Source organism: Occallatibacter riparius (assembly GCF_025264625.1).
Taxonomy (GTDB): domain Bacteria; phylum Acidobacteriota; class Terriglobia; order Terriglobales; family Acidobacteriaceae; genus Telmatobacter; species Telmatobacter riparius.
In genome coordinates this window covers 6780303-6794547 of sequence record NZ_CP093313.1, presented here as the reverse complement: position 1 = coordinate 6794547, position 14245 = coordinate 6780303, and the positions used below count along the sequence as shown (strand labels likewise).

14 protein-coding genes are annotated in these 14245 nt (G+C 61.5%); 11 read left to right on the top strand and 3 right to left on the bottom strand.

Annotated features, from left to right (window positions below; genetic code table 11):
• Nucleotides 1-30: 30 nt before the first annotated feature.
• From MOP44_RS27830 to MOP44_RS27805, 6 genes are all read left to right on the top strand, one after another.
• Entirely contained in the window at nt 31-1089 is a 1059-nt protein-coding gene (locus tag MOP44_RS27830; protein WP_260793835.1) for a threonine aldolase family protein, read from the top strand.
• 771 nt (nt 1090-1860) lie between these two features.
• Nucleotides 1861-2610, top strand: coding sequence for an SDR family oxidoreductase (locus tag MOP44_RS27825; protein ID WP_260793834.1), 750 nt, complete (start codon nt 1861-1863; stop codon nt 2608-2610).
• A gap of 18 nt (nt 2611-2628) precedes the next feature.
• Nucleotides 2629-3636, top strand: coding sequence for an alpha/beta fold hydrolase (locus tag MOP44_RS27820; RefSeq protein ID WP_260793833.1), 1008 nt, complete (start codon nt 2629-2631; stop codon nt 3634-3636).
• A 207-nt stretch (nt 3637-3843) separates the two neighbouring features.
• Complete coding sequence (locus tag MOP44_RS27815) at nt 3844-4392, top strand: Gfo/Idh/MocA family protein (RefSeq protein ID WP_260793832.1); 549 nt, start codon at nt 3844-3846, stop codon at nt 4390-4392.
• Nucleotides 4389-5204 (top strand): Gfo/Idh/MocA family oxidoreductase, encoded by an 816-nt coding sequence (locus MOP44_RS27810; RefSeq protein WP_260793831.1) that lies wholly within the window; start codon nt 4389-4391, stop codon nt 5202-5204. The genes MOP44_RS27815 and MOP44_RS27810 overlap by 4 nt, the downstream gene beginning before the upstream one ends.
• Nucleotides 5205-5263: 59 nt before the next feature.
• Nucleotides 5264-6217, top strand: coding sequence for a 3-keto-disaccharide hydrolase (locus MOP44_RS27805; protein WP_260793830.1), 954 nt, complete (start codon nt 5264-5266; stop codon nt 6215-6217).
• A gap of 43 nt (nt 6218-6260) precedes the next feature.
• Here MOP44_RS27805 and MOP44_RS27800 read toward each other — a convergent pair whose 3' ends face one another.
• Together MOP44_RS27800 and MOP44_RS27795 are read right to left on the bottom strand one after the other, a co-directional pair.
• The gene (locus MOP44_RS27800) at nt 6261-7883 is read right to left on the bottom strand and encodes a hypothetical protein (protein ID WP_260793829.1); all 1623 of its coding nucleotides are present in this window, start codon (nt 7881-7883) and stop codon (nt 6261-6263) included.
• Nucleotides 7884-7886: 3 nt separating this feature from the next.
• On the bottom strand, nt 7887-8423 hold the full coding sequence (locus tag MOP44_RS27795) for a YfiT family bacillithiol transferase (protein WP_260793828.1): 537 nt from the start codon (nt 8421-8423) through the stop codon (nt 7887-7889).
• 35 nt (nt 8424-8458) lie between these two features.
• Here MOP44_RS27795 and MOP44_RS27790 point away from each other — a divergent pair, with 35 nt between their 5' ends.
• Nucleotides 8459-8665 carry a hypothetical protein gene (locus tag MOP44_RS27790; protein WP_260793827.1) on the top strand — a complete coding sequence of 69 codons (207 nt, stop codon included), beginning with the start codon at nt 8459-8461 and terminating at the stop codon, nt 8663-8665.
• 251 nt (nt 8666-8916) lie between these two features.
• Here MOP44_RS27790 and MOP44_RS27785 read toward each other — a convergent pair whose 3' ends face one another.
• On the bottom strand, nt 8917-10293 hold the full coding sequence (locus MOP44_RS27785; protein WP_260793826.1) for a hypothetical protein: 1377 nt from the start codon (nt 10291-10293) through the stop codon (nt 8917-8919).
• A 395-nt stretch (nt 10294-10688) separates the two neighbouring features.
• On the opposite strand from MOP44_RS27785, the gene tldD reads away from it, so the two are divergent.
• Genes tldD through MOP44_RS27765 form a run of 4 tightly spaced genes read left to right on the top strand, consistent with a single transcriptional unit; the run spans nt 10689 to nt 14214 of the window.
• Nucleotides 10689-12143: a metalloprotease TldD gene (gene tldD, locus MOP44_RS27780; RefSeq protein ID WP_260793825.1), complete on the top strand. Its 1455-nt coding sequence runs from the start codon at nt 10689-10691 to the stop codon at nt 12141-12143.
• Between the two features lie 36 nt (nt 12144-12179).
• The gene (locus MOP44_RS27775) at nt 12180-12503 is read left to right on the top strand and encodes a type II toxin-antitoxin system RelE/ParE family toxin (protein ID WP_260793824.1); all 324 of its coding nucleotides are present in this window, start codon (nt 12180-12182) and stop codon (nt 12501-12503) included.
• On the top strand, nt 12500-12781 hold the full coding sequence (locus MOP44_RS27770) for a helix-turn-helix transcriptional regulator (RefSeq protein WP_260793823.1): 282 nt from the start codon (nt 12500-12502) through the stop codon (nt 12779-12781). The genes MOP44_RS27775 and MOP44_RS27770 overlap by 4 nt, the downstream gene beginning before the upstream one ends.
• A 32-nt stretch (nt 12782-12813) precedes the next feature.
• Entirely contained in the window at nt 12814-14214 is a 1401-nt protein-coding gene (locus MOP44_RS27765; RefSeq protein WP_260793822.1) for a TldD/PmbA family protein, read from the top strand.
• Nucleotides 14215-14245 lie beyond the last annotated feature (31 nt).

Below are 14245 nucleotides of genomic sequence, written 5' to 3'. Positions count from 1 at the left end.
CTTTCGCTGCGGCGGTATTCTGAAAGCAGCATGAGCACTGCAGTTTCTACACATCCTGACGTCCTTCCGCAGCAATTTGGCAGCGACAACTACGCCGGCATCTGTCCTGAGGCCTGGGCTTCAATGGATGAAGCCAATCGCGGCTGTGCGCCCGCGTACGGCGACGATGTCTGGACCGAGCGCGCCGCGAATGCGTTCCGCGAGTTGTTCGAGACGGGTTGCGATGTCTTCTTTGTCTTCAACGGGACGGCGGCGAATTCGCTTGCGCTGGCCTCGCTGTGCCAGAGCTATCACAGCGTGATCTGCGCGGACGCATCGCACGTGGAGACGGACGAGTGCGGTGCGCCCGAGTTCTTCTCGAACGGCTCGAAGCTGCTGGTGTCGCACTCGGTGGATGGCAAGATGACGCCGGCGGGAATTCATGAGCTCGCCACCAAGCGCCAGGACATCCACTATCCCAAGCCGCGGGTTGTAACGATTACGCAATCGACGGAGATGGGGACTGTCTACAGCCTGGACGAGTTGCAGGCGATCTCCGAGGCCAGCAAGCGGCACGGCCTGTCGCTGCACATGGACGGCGCGCGGTTCGCCAATGCGTGCGCGCGCCTGGGCGCGTCGCCGGCCCAGATGACCTGGAAGAACGGCGTGGATGTGCTCTGCTTTGGCGGAACGAAGAATGGGCTGGCGGTGGGCGAGGCGGTACTCTTCTTTGATCACAAGCTCGCGGCCGATTTCGACTACCGCTGCAAGCAGGCGGGGCAGCTCGCGTCGAAGATGCGCTACCTGTCGGCGCCCTGGGTGGGAATGCTGGAGTCGGGCGCGTGGCTGCGGAATGCGGAGCACGCGAACCGCTGCGCAAGCTACTTTGCCCAGAAGATCGACGGGATTCCGGGAGTTCGGCTGGCGTCGGCGGCCGATGCCAATGCGGTGTTCATTCTGGCTTCAGAGCAGATTCTGAACAGGCTTCGGGAGCGCGGCTGGAGGTTCTATACCTTCATTGGCGGGGCGGCACGGTTCATGTTCGCGTGGGACTCGGAGTTGAGCCGGATTGACGAGTTGGTGAGCGATTTGAAGACCTGCGCGGAGTAAGAGGGGGCGAAATCGCCGGGACATGTGTTTACCACGGAGTAACTTTTAGAGTTCACGGAGCGAAATTTCGCCCTTGTTGCCTATGATTTTATGTAGATGGCTAAGTTGTAAAAAGTAATATACTTAGCCGGAAAACTGCTCGGAAAAGCGAATATTTGGAGAAGTAAAAACAGGGGGAGGGGTAGCTAATTTTCTAGTAACCCCACTCTGAAACTTCAAAGGGCCGCACTCTCGTTGACGGGGTGCGGCCCTGAATGCAGAGTAGCTTTTTTTAGCGCACGGATCTGTGATCGCTGTCACGGGTCTGAGTCAGATTTCGGCGACTCTGAAATGGTGGAGATCCCCGTTTGTCCTTTCGCTTACCGGAAGAGGTGCAGGACAAACCACACGAGCCAGAAGAAGAGGCCGATGGCGATCTCGACTGCCAGGTGAATGCGGAAGTTGCTTAGGCGCTTTCGCTTTGAGGCCGGGGGAGGCGGGGGTAGGGGGATGGGTGCCTTCGAGGGGAAGCGATAGACGCGAGCCCGGCGACCCACGAGCACAGAAGGGGTGGCACGAACCGTGCTCTCATGCTTCGAGATATCTAAAACCTGGCCCGCCAATTTCAATACTCCTACCCGGCTCGATCGGCCCGTGCTTCCAGACCTCAGACATTGCCATTGTTCCTCAAGCCCCGTCAATACCCAGTGATTGAAATCACTGCATCATGCGCGTCACATAGGCTGCCACCAAAGGGGTGGGTCCTATGATGGCTACCAGGAGATCGCCTTCATGAATCCTTCGGGGAACACCATCCTTATCACTGGCGGAGGCTCGGGTATCGGCCGTGGCCTTGCCGAGTCACTGCAGCAGTTGGGCAACCAGGTCATCATTGCCGGGCGGCGGCAGAAGGCGCTGGACGAGACGACCGCCGCAAATCCGGGGATGCAGTCGCTGATTCTGGATGTGGAGCAGGCGGGAGCCATTCGCTCGTTTGCGGCGGATGTGGTGGAGAAGTTTCCCGCGCTCAACGTGCTGATCAACAACGCAGGAATCATGCGCGCGGAGAAGCTGCTGGAACAACCGGAAGAACTAACAGACGCGGAGGCGATTGTCACGACCAACCTGCTGGGCCCGATCCGGCTGACGGCGGCGCTGTTGCCGCACCTGAAGCAGCAGCCGAAGGCGACGATCATGAACGTGTCGTCGGGGCTGGCGTTTGTGCCGCTGGCCTTGACGCCGAGTTACTGCGCGACGAAGGCCGCGATCCACTCCTATACGCAGTCGCTGCGGTGGCAGCTCCGGTCAAGCAATATCGAAGTGGTTGAGATCATTCCGCCTTACGTGCAGACGGATTTGATGGATGGCGCCGAAGATCCGCGGGCCATGCCGCTGAACGACTACATTGCGGAGACGGTTGCGTTGCTGACCAGCCAGCCGACGCCTCCGGAGATTGTTGTTGAGCGCGTGAAGCCGCTGCGGTTTGCCGCAGAGACAGGCACCTATGATGGCATCTTCAAGGGGATGAACTCGAACTTCTGAGAGGGTGTAAGGAGAGCCATGCTGCGTCGATTTCGGATCGTCGCTGTATTCCCGGTTTCGCTGTTGACCGTTCTGCTCATTACCCAGTGCTCCGGGGGATGGCATGATCCTTCGCCGCACTCGGTTCGTTTTGTCACGGTCGACAAAACGGTCCCATTGGAGGTGCTGGACTGGGGCGGTTCGGGCAGGGCCCTGGTTCTGCTTGCGGGCGGAGGAAACACCGCGCACGTCTTCGATGACTTCGCGCCGAAGCTGACAAATCAGTACCACGTGGTCGGGATTACGCGGCGCGGTTTCGGGGCGTCTGGATTTCGTTCGGACGACAACACGGCCGACAGCCTGGGTGGGGACGTGCTTGAAGTTCTGGACGCGCTGAAGCTGGAAAAGCCGGTGCTGATTGGGCACTCGTTCGCCGGGCTGGAGATGAGCTCGGTGGCCAACCAGCATCCGGAGCGCGTGGCGGGCCTGGTGTATCTCGATGCGGCGTATTCGTATGCGTTCAACAACGGCAAGGGCGCGGACGTCATGGACATGATTAAGCTGAAGGCGCCGCAGCCTCCGGGACCGCAGAAGGCGGATTTGGCGAGCTTCGCGGCCTATCGGGCCTATGTGGGCAGGCTCGATGGGTTTGCGATTCCAGAGGCGGAGTTTCATTTTCAGCGAAAGGCGCGGTGGTTCGGGCGGGTGGGCGATTACATTGATCACCCGGGTGGATCGATGCTGATGGCGGTGCTCTCGGCAGGGAAGAAATACACGCAGATTCCGGTGCCCGCGTGCTTCATCTATGCGAGTCCGCACAGCCTGGGGCAGTGGGTTGAGAAGAATCCAGATCCCGCGGTGCAGGCGGACGCGCGCAAGTTCGAGGCTAGCCTGGAAGCTCTGGACGCAAAGCAGATTGCGTCGGTTCGGGAGGCGTTTCCGGCGGATACATTGATCACCATTCCGGGAGCGAATCACTACGTGTTCATGACCAACGAGGCGGAAGTGCTGCAGGCGATTCGGTCGTTTATCGCAGGATTGAAATAGCGGTCAGGCGTTCTGGCTTCGTTTCCTGGAGCGCGTCAAGGGGCTCAGATACGCGGTTGAGGCGGGTAAGTACGACGCCCTCTTCCACGTCCTGAACTCCAATTTCTGACCAGGCCGGGGTGCGTGCACGCCGGAACCGTTCGGCTCTTGACAGAAGCCTCCGCCGCGATAGAAGGTTTTGGTGCTTTCCTGAAGGAACAAAAGGACATGCCCAAATCACTTCTCTCGCGCCGCGCGTTTTTGCACACCACGGCCGCGGCTGCTGCCGGAGTCACCCTGGCCGGCAAATCGATTGAAATTGAGGCGGAGCCCAACTACACGGCGTTCGGCTATTCGGCGCCCAGCGACCGTATCCGCTTCGGCATGGTGGGTATCGGCATGGAGGGTTCCAGCGTCCTGGCAACCGCCTGCGCTCTTCCCGGCACCGAGTGTGTAGCCGCTGCCGATCTCTACGACGGCCGGCACACCCTGGCCCGCGAAATCGTCGGCAAGCCCATCAAAACCACCCGCCGCTACCAGGAACTGCTCGACGACAAGTCGATCGACGCGATCCTGATCGCCGTGCCCGACCACTGGCACATGCAGGTGGTGGTGGATGCGCTGGCCGCTGGGAAGGACGTGTATTGCGAGAAGCCCATGTCGCATACGTCCGCCGACGGCCTTGCGATGGTGGCCGCCGCCCAGAAGACCGACCGCATTGTGCAGATTGGCCCCAGCGCACCAGTTCGGTCCTGTGCCGGAAGACGCACGAGTTGATCGCTTCCGGCGCCATCGGCGAACTCAACCTGATTGAAGCCACCATGGGCCGCAACGATCCCACAGGCGCGTGGGAGTATCCGCCGCCGCTCGATCTTTCGCCGCAGAATCTCGACTGGGACACCTGGCTGGGCACCGCGCCGAAAAAGCCGTTCGATCCTTACGCGTTTGCGCGCTGGCGCTGCTGGAAAGAGTACGGAACCGGTGTGGCCGGCGATCTGCTGGTGCATCTTATCAGCGGCATGCAGGTGTCGCTCGGGATCAACGAAGTGCCCAAAAAGGCCTCGGCATTCGGCGGCATCTATCGCTGGAAGGACGGCCGCAACATGCCGGACGTGCATGCCGTGCTCTTCGAGTACATGGGGATTCCGGTCTACATGCGTTTGAGCCTGGGGTGCGAGATGGGCGAGGTAACGCGCTTCCAGGGATCGAAGGGGTTGATCGAGCTGCGGGAGTTCTCGGTGACCTATGCACCGCAGACCGGCGAGGACTCGGCGCCAAGCTACTACTCGGGCGGGTTTCCGGCGGCCATGCGCGCACAGTACACGAAGGAGTGGCACGAGAAGCACGATCCGCCGCCAGGCCAGGAGCCCGCTCCGCAGACTATTACTATCAACGGCAACGATTATGACGACCTGCGGCCACATGTTTGGAATTTTCTTGAAGCTGTCCGCTCGCGCAAGCCAGTGGTGCAGGATGCCGTCTTCGGCCATCGGGCGGCACTGGCCTGCCACATGGCCAACGAATCGTACTTTCGCGGAACGCCCGTCCAGTGGGATGAAGCTTCTGGGTCGATCAAATCAATGGCCTGAGGCATGTGCCCATTGACCGGGGGAGGATGTGTGGGCATCAGCCCTGAGGAAAGGTCCTTGTGAGAATCGCAACCCGCATTGCAATGACTCTCGTTATCGCCGGGGCCGCCGGCCTCGCATCGCTCGCGCAGGGCCCCAACCCAGATCCCGACGGCCCATTCCTCGGTCGTTGGGACCTCACTCTGAAAGATGCCAAGGCTGAGTATCCATCGTGGATCGAGATCGGCAAAAACGATGGCAAGCTGACAGCCCTGTTTACCGGGCGCTGGGGAAACGCGCGGCCGCTGCCACGCATCGCCATCGAAGGCACGCAGCTCACCTTCGTTTCGCCCAAGGAGGAAGAAGGCGCCACCGCTGACATGCTCTTCCAAGGGGGGCGCAACGGGGAGAGCCTTTCAGGAACCGTGACCGGCCCGGATGGAACCACCTGGTCGTGGACCGGCGTGAAAGCGCCGGAGCTCAAATCAACCGCATTACCCAAATGGGGCAAGCCGATAGAGCTGTTTGACGGCAAAGATCTGAAAGGATGGCGCCAGAGCAAGGCCGGACCGCCCGACTGGTCAGTGAAGGACGGCAGCCTGATCACTCCCGGGAACGGGCCGGAAATCATCAGCGACAAGAAGTTCGGCGACTTCAAGCTCCACGTCGAATTCAACTGCGGCAAGGAATCGAATTCCGGCATTTATCTGCGCGGTCGATATGAGGTGCAGATCGAGACCGATTCGCAAGCAGAGCCGCCCAGCCACCACACCGGCGGAGTGTATGGGTTCCTAGAGCCGAAGCCGGAGCAGGCGCGCAGCCCCGATGCCTGGCAGACCTTCGACATTACGCTCATTGGCCGGCGCGTCACCGTGGTTCAGAACGGGGCGACGGTGATCGACAATCAGGAGATTCCGGGGCTCACAGGCGGAGCGCTCGACAGCCATGAAGGCGAGCCCGGGCCCATCTACCTGCAGGGCAGCGAAAAGGGCCACGTGCTGTTCCGCAAGATCACCGTGACCCCTGCGAAATAACGCATTTCCCGCCGATCCGGGTCCAGCGTGGAGTAGTGCGAATTTAAACGGACCCGCTGCCCTCGCGGCGCTTGCGGAAGACGACCTTGAGTTCCTGCCGCCACTGCTCTGCGACGGCGATAAGTTCCCACTCGATTTGCGGGGAGAGGTAGCGCAGGACCGGCTCGTTGGCGGGATGGATGCGCAAGGCCGGGCCGACGAGAAGCAGGCGCGGCGGGAGGGGCGAGACTTCCGTTCCGGCGAAGTAGCCGGCGCGCTCGAAGGCTGAGAGACTGCGACCGCCTGCGCCGGGGGCGCGATCGTCGTTGAGGGCACGCACGCGGATCCAGTAGTCGAGGGCCTGCATAGGCAGGTGGAGGTCTTCGTCGGCTTTCAGTTCCATGACGACGAGGCGGCTGGCCTGGTCGAGGGTGAGCAGGTCGAGCATGCCGCGGTCGCCGCTGGTGAGGGCGGGCACCTGCGAGTAAACAAGATCGTTGCGAAAGCCGGGCAGAAGGTCGGCCATGTTGGAGCGGAGCCGTGACTCAAGCCAGCGCTCGGGCTGGAGGCGGAAGAGCGGGTCGGCGTGCAATCCGCCCGGATGGCGGCTCTGGAAGAGACGGGCGAGCAAGTCGCGGCATAGCGGCTCAGTCTCGTCGTTGAGCGGGGTCTCGTTGGCTCCGGCGCCGAAGGTGACCTCGTCGGTCTGCGTGAAAGAGGTTGCGCTCACGCCGCGGCGGACGCGGGCGAAGTCGAGGCCGTGGAGGAGCAGGCTGACCTCAGTGGCTGATCGCGGATAGAGCTCGACGCGGTCGCGCTGACCGGGGGAGAGCAGGTTGAGCACGCGATCGATTCCGGCGCGGCAGCGCTCGATGGCGTCCGGTGCGGAGAAGGAGTGCACGAGGCGCGATTCGAAGTTGCCAGTGTCGCGGAAGTCGACGGGAGCGAGTTCCTCGGTGCGCTCGTCGAGCGTGAAGAGCTGAAAGTCGGCTGCGGCGTGATTCAGCCAGGCCAAGCGCTCGGCAGTGACGCGCCAACTGCCGGCCGGCACGATCACTTTAAGACCGCCGAAGTGGCGGCGGGCGTCGGTGTGCTGGCGGCAGTAGTCGAGCCAGAGAAGGCCGATGGTGAGGATGCCGTCGATGGTTGAGCCGGATTCGGATGAGCCTACGCCGACGACGGCTTCGGCTGAGGTGCCTTTCAGCAGGCGGCCGCGGACGTAGGCGGGGCGGAAGCTGTGCTCGAGGTCCATGGCCGAGCGCATGCCGTCGACCTTCCAGCCGTGCAGGGCGCGGGGCAGGATGCGCTCGAGAAGGCGCTGATAGTTGCGGCGCTGCCCGTCGCGGGCGGTGGGTGTGCGGCGGTCGCGGCCGGGGACGATCTCGAGCGACTCAGGGCGGGGTGCGCCGAGGCGCCTGGTGGATACGCGCAGGCAAGCGGCGCGATGGTCGACGCCGACGACGGTGCGGACGAGGTTGCGCTCCTCGCTCCAGAGCTGGAGCAGGCAGCGGCCGTGAGATTCGGTCACGGAGTACTTGGCGGTGCGCATGTCGAAGATGACGCTGCCGTCTTCAAGCACCGCGGCTTCAGGGTGCTCGGCGACGTAGGATTCGATGTCTTTGGCGAGTTGTGCGGGAGAGGGCTCGTCTGCCGCGGGTGTACGAGCAGTAGACGGGCCCTTGAGCATGACTTACCAGCCCATCCGCTCGCGGAGGCGGGTGATATGGGCGAGGTGGTGGCGCGAGTGCCAGTCGTAGACGGCGAGATTATTGGACAGTGAGACCGGGCCGCCGCGCTCGGGGTGGCGGAAGGTCTTCTGGTAGTCCGTGTCTGTCATGGATTCAAGCAGGCTGACGAGGCGCACATGAACGGCGTCGGTGAGCGCGAGGGAGGGGTCGATGGCGAGTCGGCTGTCGGGGAGATTGGCCCAGGCGGCTTCGTCGTAGGGTTTGATGGTGGGGTTGTCTTCAGTGAGCGCCAGCTTGAAGCGAATGTAGGCGTTGGCGTGGCTGTCAGCAATGTGATGGACGAGCTGGCGAACGGTCCAGCCGCCTTCGCGGTAGGGCGTGTCGAGCTGGGTGTCGTTGAGGCCGGCTACGGCGGTGCGCAGATTAGAAGGAAGATTGCGGAGGGTGTCGATCTGCTCGGCGCGCGAGCCGGCAGCGGCGGCATTGAAGCGGCCGATGGGGTAGCGGAGATCGTCGAGATTGGGCGTAGGGTCTGGCATGACATGAACCTATCACGCCGGGGAGAGCGGGAGAGATGGGGTGGCGCCGGCTCGCTGCGAACGAAGGCGTGCGGCCGGACGCCGGTTTACACGGAACGATGGTGGCTGTGATGGTGAGCGTGGCCGTGCATGTGGTGAGCGTGATGGTGGTGCGTTCTGGCAAAGGCGGCAGGCGCAACCAGCATCAGCACGAAGGCTGCGAGGACAATCTTCTTCATGGCTTGAGAGTAGCATCGGTCTGATTGCGGCGAAAGCATTGGTTGTGTGGAGAAAGCGCGGGTGTGAATCAAGAACGCAAACAGGAGGCGAGATGGATGGGTGAAGCAGTTCGGGCAAGCTCCGATTAGCGAGGTTCTGCCAGCATAGCCCGATCGGCGATCATTCGGCCGGAACACGAAATCCAGACTGGATAGTGGTATCTGTGTCAGATTTAAAGGGCAGCCCGAAGGGGGAGTCTCAGGCTGCCCCACAAAGGGATATGTGATTAGCGGACTTATCTCCGTTTCACAGTATTGTTGGTCCCCTGATCAACCACCACGTCATGCGCACCCGCCAAGACAAAGGCGTTTGAAGTCGCCGGGAAGGTGTTGGTGACGGGAGTGTCGTACCCGCTGTCGCCGCCAGTCGCTACTCCGGGTCCGGAGAGGAATATCTGTCCGCCGGTCGCATCGAAAGCGTCGACATAGTTGCCGAGAAACTGGCTGTTGGTCACACCTGTAGCGCCAATGCCCCAGTCGCCAGCTCCCTTTACGACGTTGCCCGCTACCCGCGCGTTGTCGACACTCCAGAGATCGATTCCACCAAGGGCTCCGGCCTGCATCTCGACGGAGTTATTCGTGATCGTTACATCGACCATTCGTTTTTGGCTGTCCCCCGCAAGAAGCTGGAATTGGTCCGATACGAAAATGCCCTCTCCCGGATTGGGGGTATTGCCGGCAATGCGGATGCGATTGCCCGCGATCTGGTACCTCGAGGGCTTCAGCGGGACCCATCCGTCCGGATCGTAGAACGTGAATTGAGTTACGCCGATCCCGGTCCAACTCGCCTCGATGTCATTGTGCGTCAGGCTGATGTCGCTATCACTTACCTGGCCCACGTCGGCTGCGCTAGAGCTGTGGCGAAATGTATTGTGATCGAGCGAGAACTTCACTTCATTGGCGCCCAGCAGGAATATATGCGACCAGTCAACGAAGCAGTCCTTGATGACGTGCGTGCCGCCGTACTCCATCTTGGCCTGAAAGAACTGGCCGCCGATGGCAATCGCATTGTTGGTGTTCCTCGCATTGCTTGTAACTCCGCCCGTGGGGCCCTGTTCGGCGAGCAACTGAACGCGTTCAATCCGGGAGTTGGTGCGATCTGTGCTGCCTGGGAGAGCGAATACGGAGATGAACGACTGCAGTTGGGTGAAGCAAACTCCTGGGAAATAGCAGTAAGGAGGGAACGGGTCCTGGCCGTGGGCCTTCATCGTGAGATCCATGATGGTGACGTCCCCTCCTCGAAACGTAAACATCTGTGGATGAGGATTGGATGGGCTGGGCGGCTGGAAGAAAAATCCGGTCTGAATCTGGAATCCAGGCTTGAGGGTGATGTTGGTCTTGTTCATCCCTGCCCCGACGATGGAGCCTCGAAAATCATCCGCTTCTACGGGTGTAAGGATGAAATCTCCTTCCATAAGCCGGATCACGCAATGCGGGGTTACGCCCTGGCATGCCGTCATCGCTGCTTGAATTGAGGGTGTATCGTCGGTCCCATTCGGGCTGATGACGAATTTTTGAGCTTGCGCACGTAGTTCCGGCGGATTCGCCATCATCAACAAAAGGCCAGCGGCGACGAGCAGGAACAAAGGACTGGTTCTATAGATCTTGTGCATTGTTCCCTCCGAGAGGTGGCGCGGTGTGGAGGGAAATCTCTTCGTCAGGCAAATCGGCCGTCTGCCCGATCCCACTATGGGGCGTAGCTTTCTCCCACCGCGTGACTTGAGGGCAAAGCGGTCAAGTCAGAAGTGACCTGGCGCGTGCTCTGTGGCGCTGGGCCAATCGAACTTAGCTGCGGTTTCTCCTCTTAGATTTCCCCGTCCCCGTTTACACGGAAATCGGTCGACGTTCATTTTGGCCTATTTGAGCCACGCGTCAGTGACTCTGGTCACCTGATTGAGTGATGGCTTAGCACGTCGCCACGTTTCTCGTGCGGTTTGCCAACGCACCCAGCTGGTTGCGACCGGGTGGCTGGACTTGCGTCAAATGAATGAGGCGTAAACTGATAGAGATGACTTCCCCTGCGGATATTCCAGCGAACAACCATAAGCGTTATTTCTTCGAAAAATTTGGAATCACGGAACGGCTGCTGGAACGCTGCCTGGGAGAGGCGCTTTCTGCCGGCGGCGACTACGCCGATTTGTATTTTGAGTCGGTGACGGCGGTGTCGCTTGGGGTGGACGAGCAGATTGTAAAGTCCGCCAGTACTGGGACGAGCGCCGGATGCGGCATTCGCGTTATCAGCGGGGAGCGGACGGGGTATGCGTACACGGATAACCTGAACGCCGATCGGTTGCTGCATGCGGCCAAGACAGCGGCGCTGATTGCGTCGGGGCCGGCGAAGGCTCCGGTGCAGGGGTTCACGGAGGCGCAGACGCCGGATCTGTATCCGGTTCCGCTGGGCGGGTTTGACCTGGATCTGGCGGCGCGGCTGGAGCTGATTCTTCGGGCGGACCGTGCGGCGCGGGCGTTTGATCCGCGGATTGTGCAGGTGCGGGCGAGCTATTCGGAAGAGCTGCGGCGGGTTCTGATTGCGGGTTCGGATGGCTCTTTCGCCAGCGACACGCAGCCGCTGTGCCGGTTGAATGCATTTGTGATCGCGAAGGATGGCGACAACACGACCAAGGGCCAGGCGGGCGCAGGCGGACGTGCGGGACTCGCGCAGTTTGTGGGATCGAAGAGCCCGGAGAATTTGGCACAGGAGGCGGCGCGCGGCGCGATTCTGCAGTTGGGGGCGGTTCCAGCGCCGGCGGGCGAGATGGAAGTGGTGCTGGGGCCAGGCTGGCCGGGGATCCTGCTGCATGAGGCAGTGGGCCATGGGCTCGAAGCCGACTTCAACCGCAAGGGTACGTCGGCGTTCAGCGGATTGATTGGGAGGCCTGTGGCGAGTCCGAAGGTCACGGTGGTGGATAACGGCACGATTGAGGGGCGGCGCGGATCGCTGAATGTGGACGACGAGGGGTCGCCGACGCAGGAAACGGTGCTGATTGAGAACGGAATCCTGAAGGGCTATCTGACGGACAAGTTGTCGGCGCGGCTGATGGGCACGGCGAATACAGGCTCGGGGCGGCGCGAGAGCTATCACTGCGTTCCCATGCCGCGCATGACGAACACGTATATGCTGGCCGGCGAGGATGATCCGGAGGACATTATCCGCAGCGTGAAACGCGGGCTGTATGCGCCGAACTTTGGCGGCGGACAGGTGGACATCACCAACGGCAAGTTCGTCTTCTCGGCCAGCGAAGCGTACCTGATTGAGGACGGCAAGATTACGGCGCCGGTGCGGGATGCGACGTTGATCGGGAATGGGCCGGAGGCGCTGAAGCATGTGTCGATGGTGGGCTATGATCTGAAGCTCGATGAGGGCATCGGGACGTGCGGCAAGGATGGGCAGAGCGTGCCGGTGGGCGTGGGTATGCCGACGATCAAGCTGGATCGGATGACGGTGGGAGGAACGGGGCGGTAGGTCAGCGTCTATCTCAAATTTGAGATATACTGACGCGTGGAATGGCGAGTCGAAGTCCTGAATGAGATCGTCCAGCGGGAACTCGATGAGCTCCCGAAAGACATCCGAGCTCGACTGGTTTGGATTTCACGGCTCATCAGCCAAGTTGGGCTGGAGACGATTCGAGAGCCTCACGTCAAGCATCTTGAGGGCAAGCTGTGGGAGATCCGTTTAGCAGGGCGTGACGGCATTGCACGCGCTCTCTACGTGACGGCTTTCGGCAGACGCGTGGTGATTGTGCGTGCATTTGTGAAGAAGACACAGCAAACTCCACAGTCTGAGATCAATCTTGGACTGAGGCGAGCAGAGGAGGTCAGATGACAATCCCTTTCGAGAACTTAGCCAAAGAATGGCTGAAAGATCCCGAGGTGAAGGCAGAGTACGATCGTCTGGCTCCTGAATTTGAGATTGCGACGGAGCTGATTCGCGCTCGTGTTCGCGCCGGGTTATCGCAGGCTGAGCTTGCGCAACGCATGGGTACGAGCCAGTCAACGATTGCGCGCCTCGAAAGTGGGCAGACGCTTCCGAGCACGAAGACGTTGCTGCGGTTCGCGCAGGCGACGGGCTCGAAGGTCGAAGTGCGACTGTCGGCCGCCTGATCGATTCTTGGTGTCTTTGATAGCTTCGAAGTATGACTGAAACAGCAGTGAATTCCCCCTCCACGTCTGAACTCGATCTTGAATCGCTTGCTGCCGATGTTGTGAAGCTGGCCGTGAAGGCTGGTGCTTCCGATGCGGAGGCGGCAGTGCGCGAGGGCGAGGAGTTCTCTGTCACGGTGCGGCTGGGCGAGGTTGAGAAGCTTGTCGAGTCGGGGTCGCGGGCGCTGGGGCTGCGGGTGTTTCAGGGCAAGCGCTCGGCTACGGCATCGACGAGTGACCTGACGGCGGACGGCATCCGGCAGCTTGTGGATAGCGCGATGGCGCTGGTGAAGATCACCGAGGAGGACGAGTTTGCCGGGCTTCCGGAGGCGGGCGAGTTCGGGCGGTATCCGGGCGATCTGCACCTTTACTTCGACGACGTGAACTCGCTGCCAGGCGAAGAGCGCATTGAGATGGCGCGGCGTGCGGAGGCGGCGGCGCTGGCCTACGATCCGCGGATCGGCAGCGCGCGCGGCGCGAGCTTTGAGACGTCGAACGGGCGCAAGGTGCTGGCAAATTCTCGCGGCTTTGTGGGCGCGAACCGGGCGAGCTATGTGGGCTTCGGCGTGGTGCCGCTGGCCAAGGACGAGAACGGCGCTATGCAGCGCGACTACTGGGACACGAGCGCGCGACGCCTGGCCGATCTCGACACGCCGGAGGCTGTGGGCCGCGAGGCGGCGCGGCGAGCACTGCGTAAGCTGGGCGCGCGGCGCATGCCCACGCAGCAGATTCCCATTGTGTTTGCTCCGGAGACGGCGCGATCGTTTGTGGGGCTGGTGTTCGACGCGTCATCGGGTGATGCGATCTGGCGGCATGCCTCGTTTCTGGCGGGCAAGCTGGGCGAGCAGATTCTGTCGCCGGGGCTGAACATTATTGACGACAGCACCATGATTCTGCCGAACGGAACCGGAGGCTATGGCACGTCTCCGTTCGATGGTGAGGGGCTGCCTTCGCGGCACAATGTTGTGGTGGAAGACGGCGTGCTGAAGACTTACATGTTGAACACGTATGCGGCGCGCAAGCTGGGGATGAAGTCGACGCACAATGCGTCGCGCGGGCTGGCGGGGACGCCGGGGATTGCCGCGGGGAATCTCTACCTGGAGCCGGGAACGCAGACGCCGGAGGAGATCATCAAGGCTGTTCCGCGAGGGCTGTATGTGACGAGCCTGATCGGGTTTGGTGTGAACATGGTGACGGGTGATTATTCACGCGGCGCGGCAGGGCTGTGGATCGAAAACGGCGAGCTTACGCATGCTGTGGAAGAGGTCACGATCGCCGGTAAGCTGGCCGACATGCTGCGCAACATCACGGCGGTGGGGAATGATCTGCGCTGGCGCGGTGCGGTGGTGTCGCCGACGATTCGGATTGACGGGATGACGCTGGCGGGAGCCTAAGGGCAGGGAATAGGGGCAGGAGCAGGCAAGG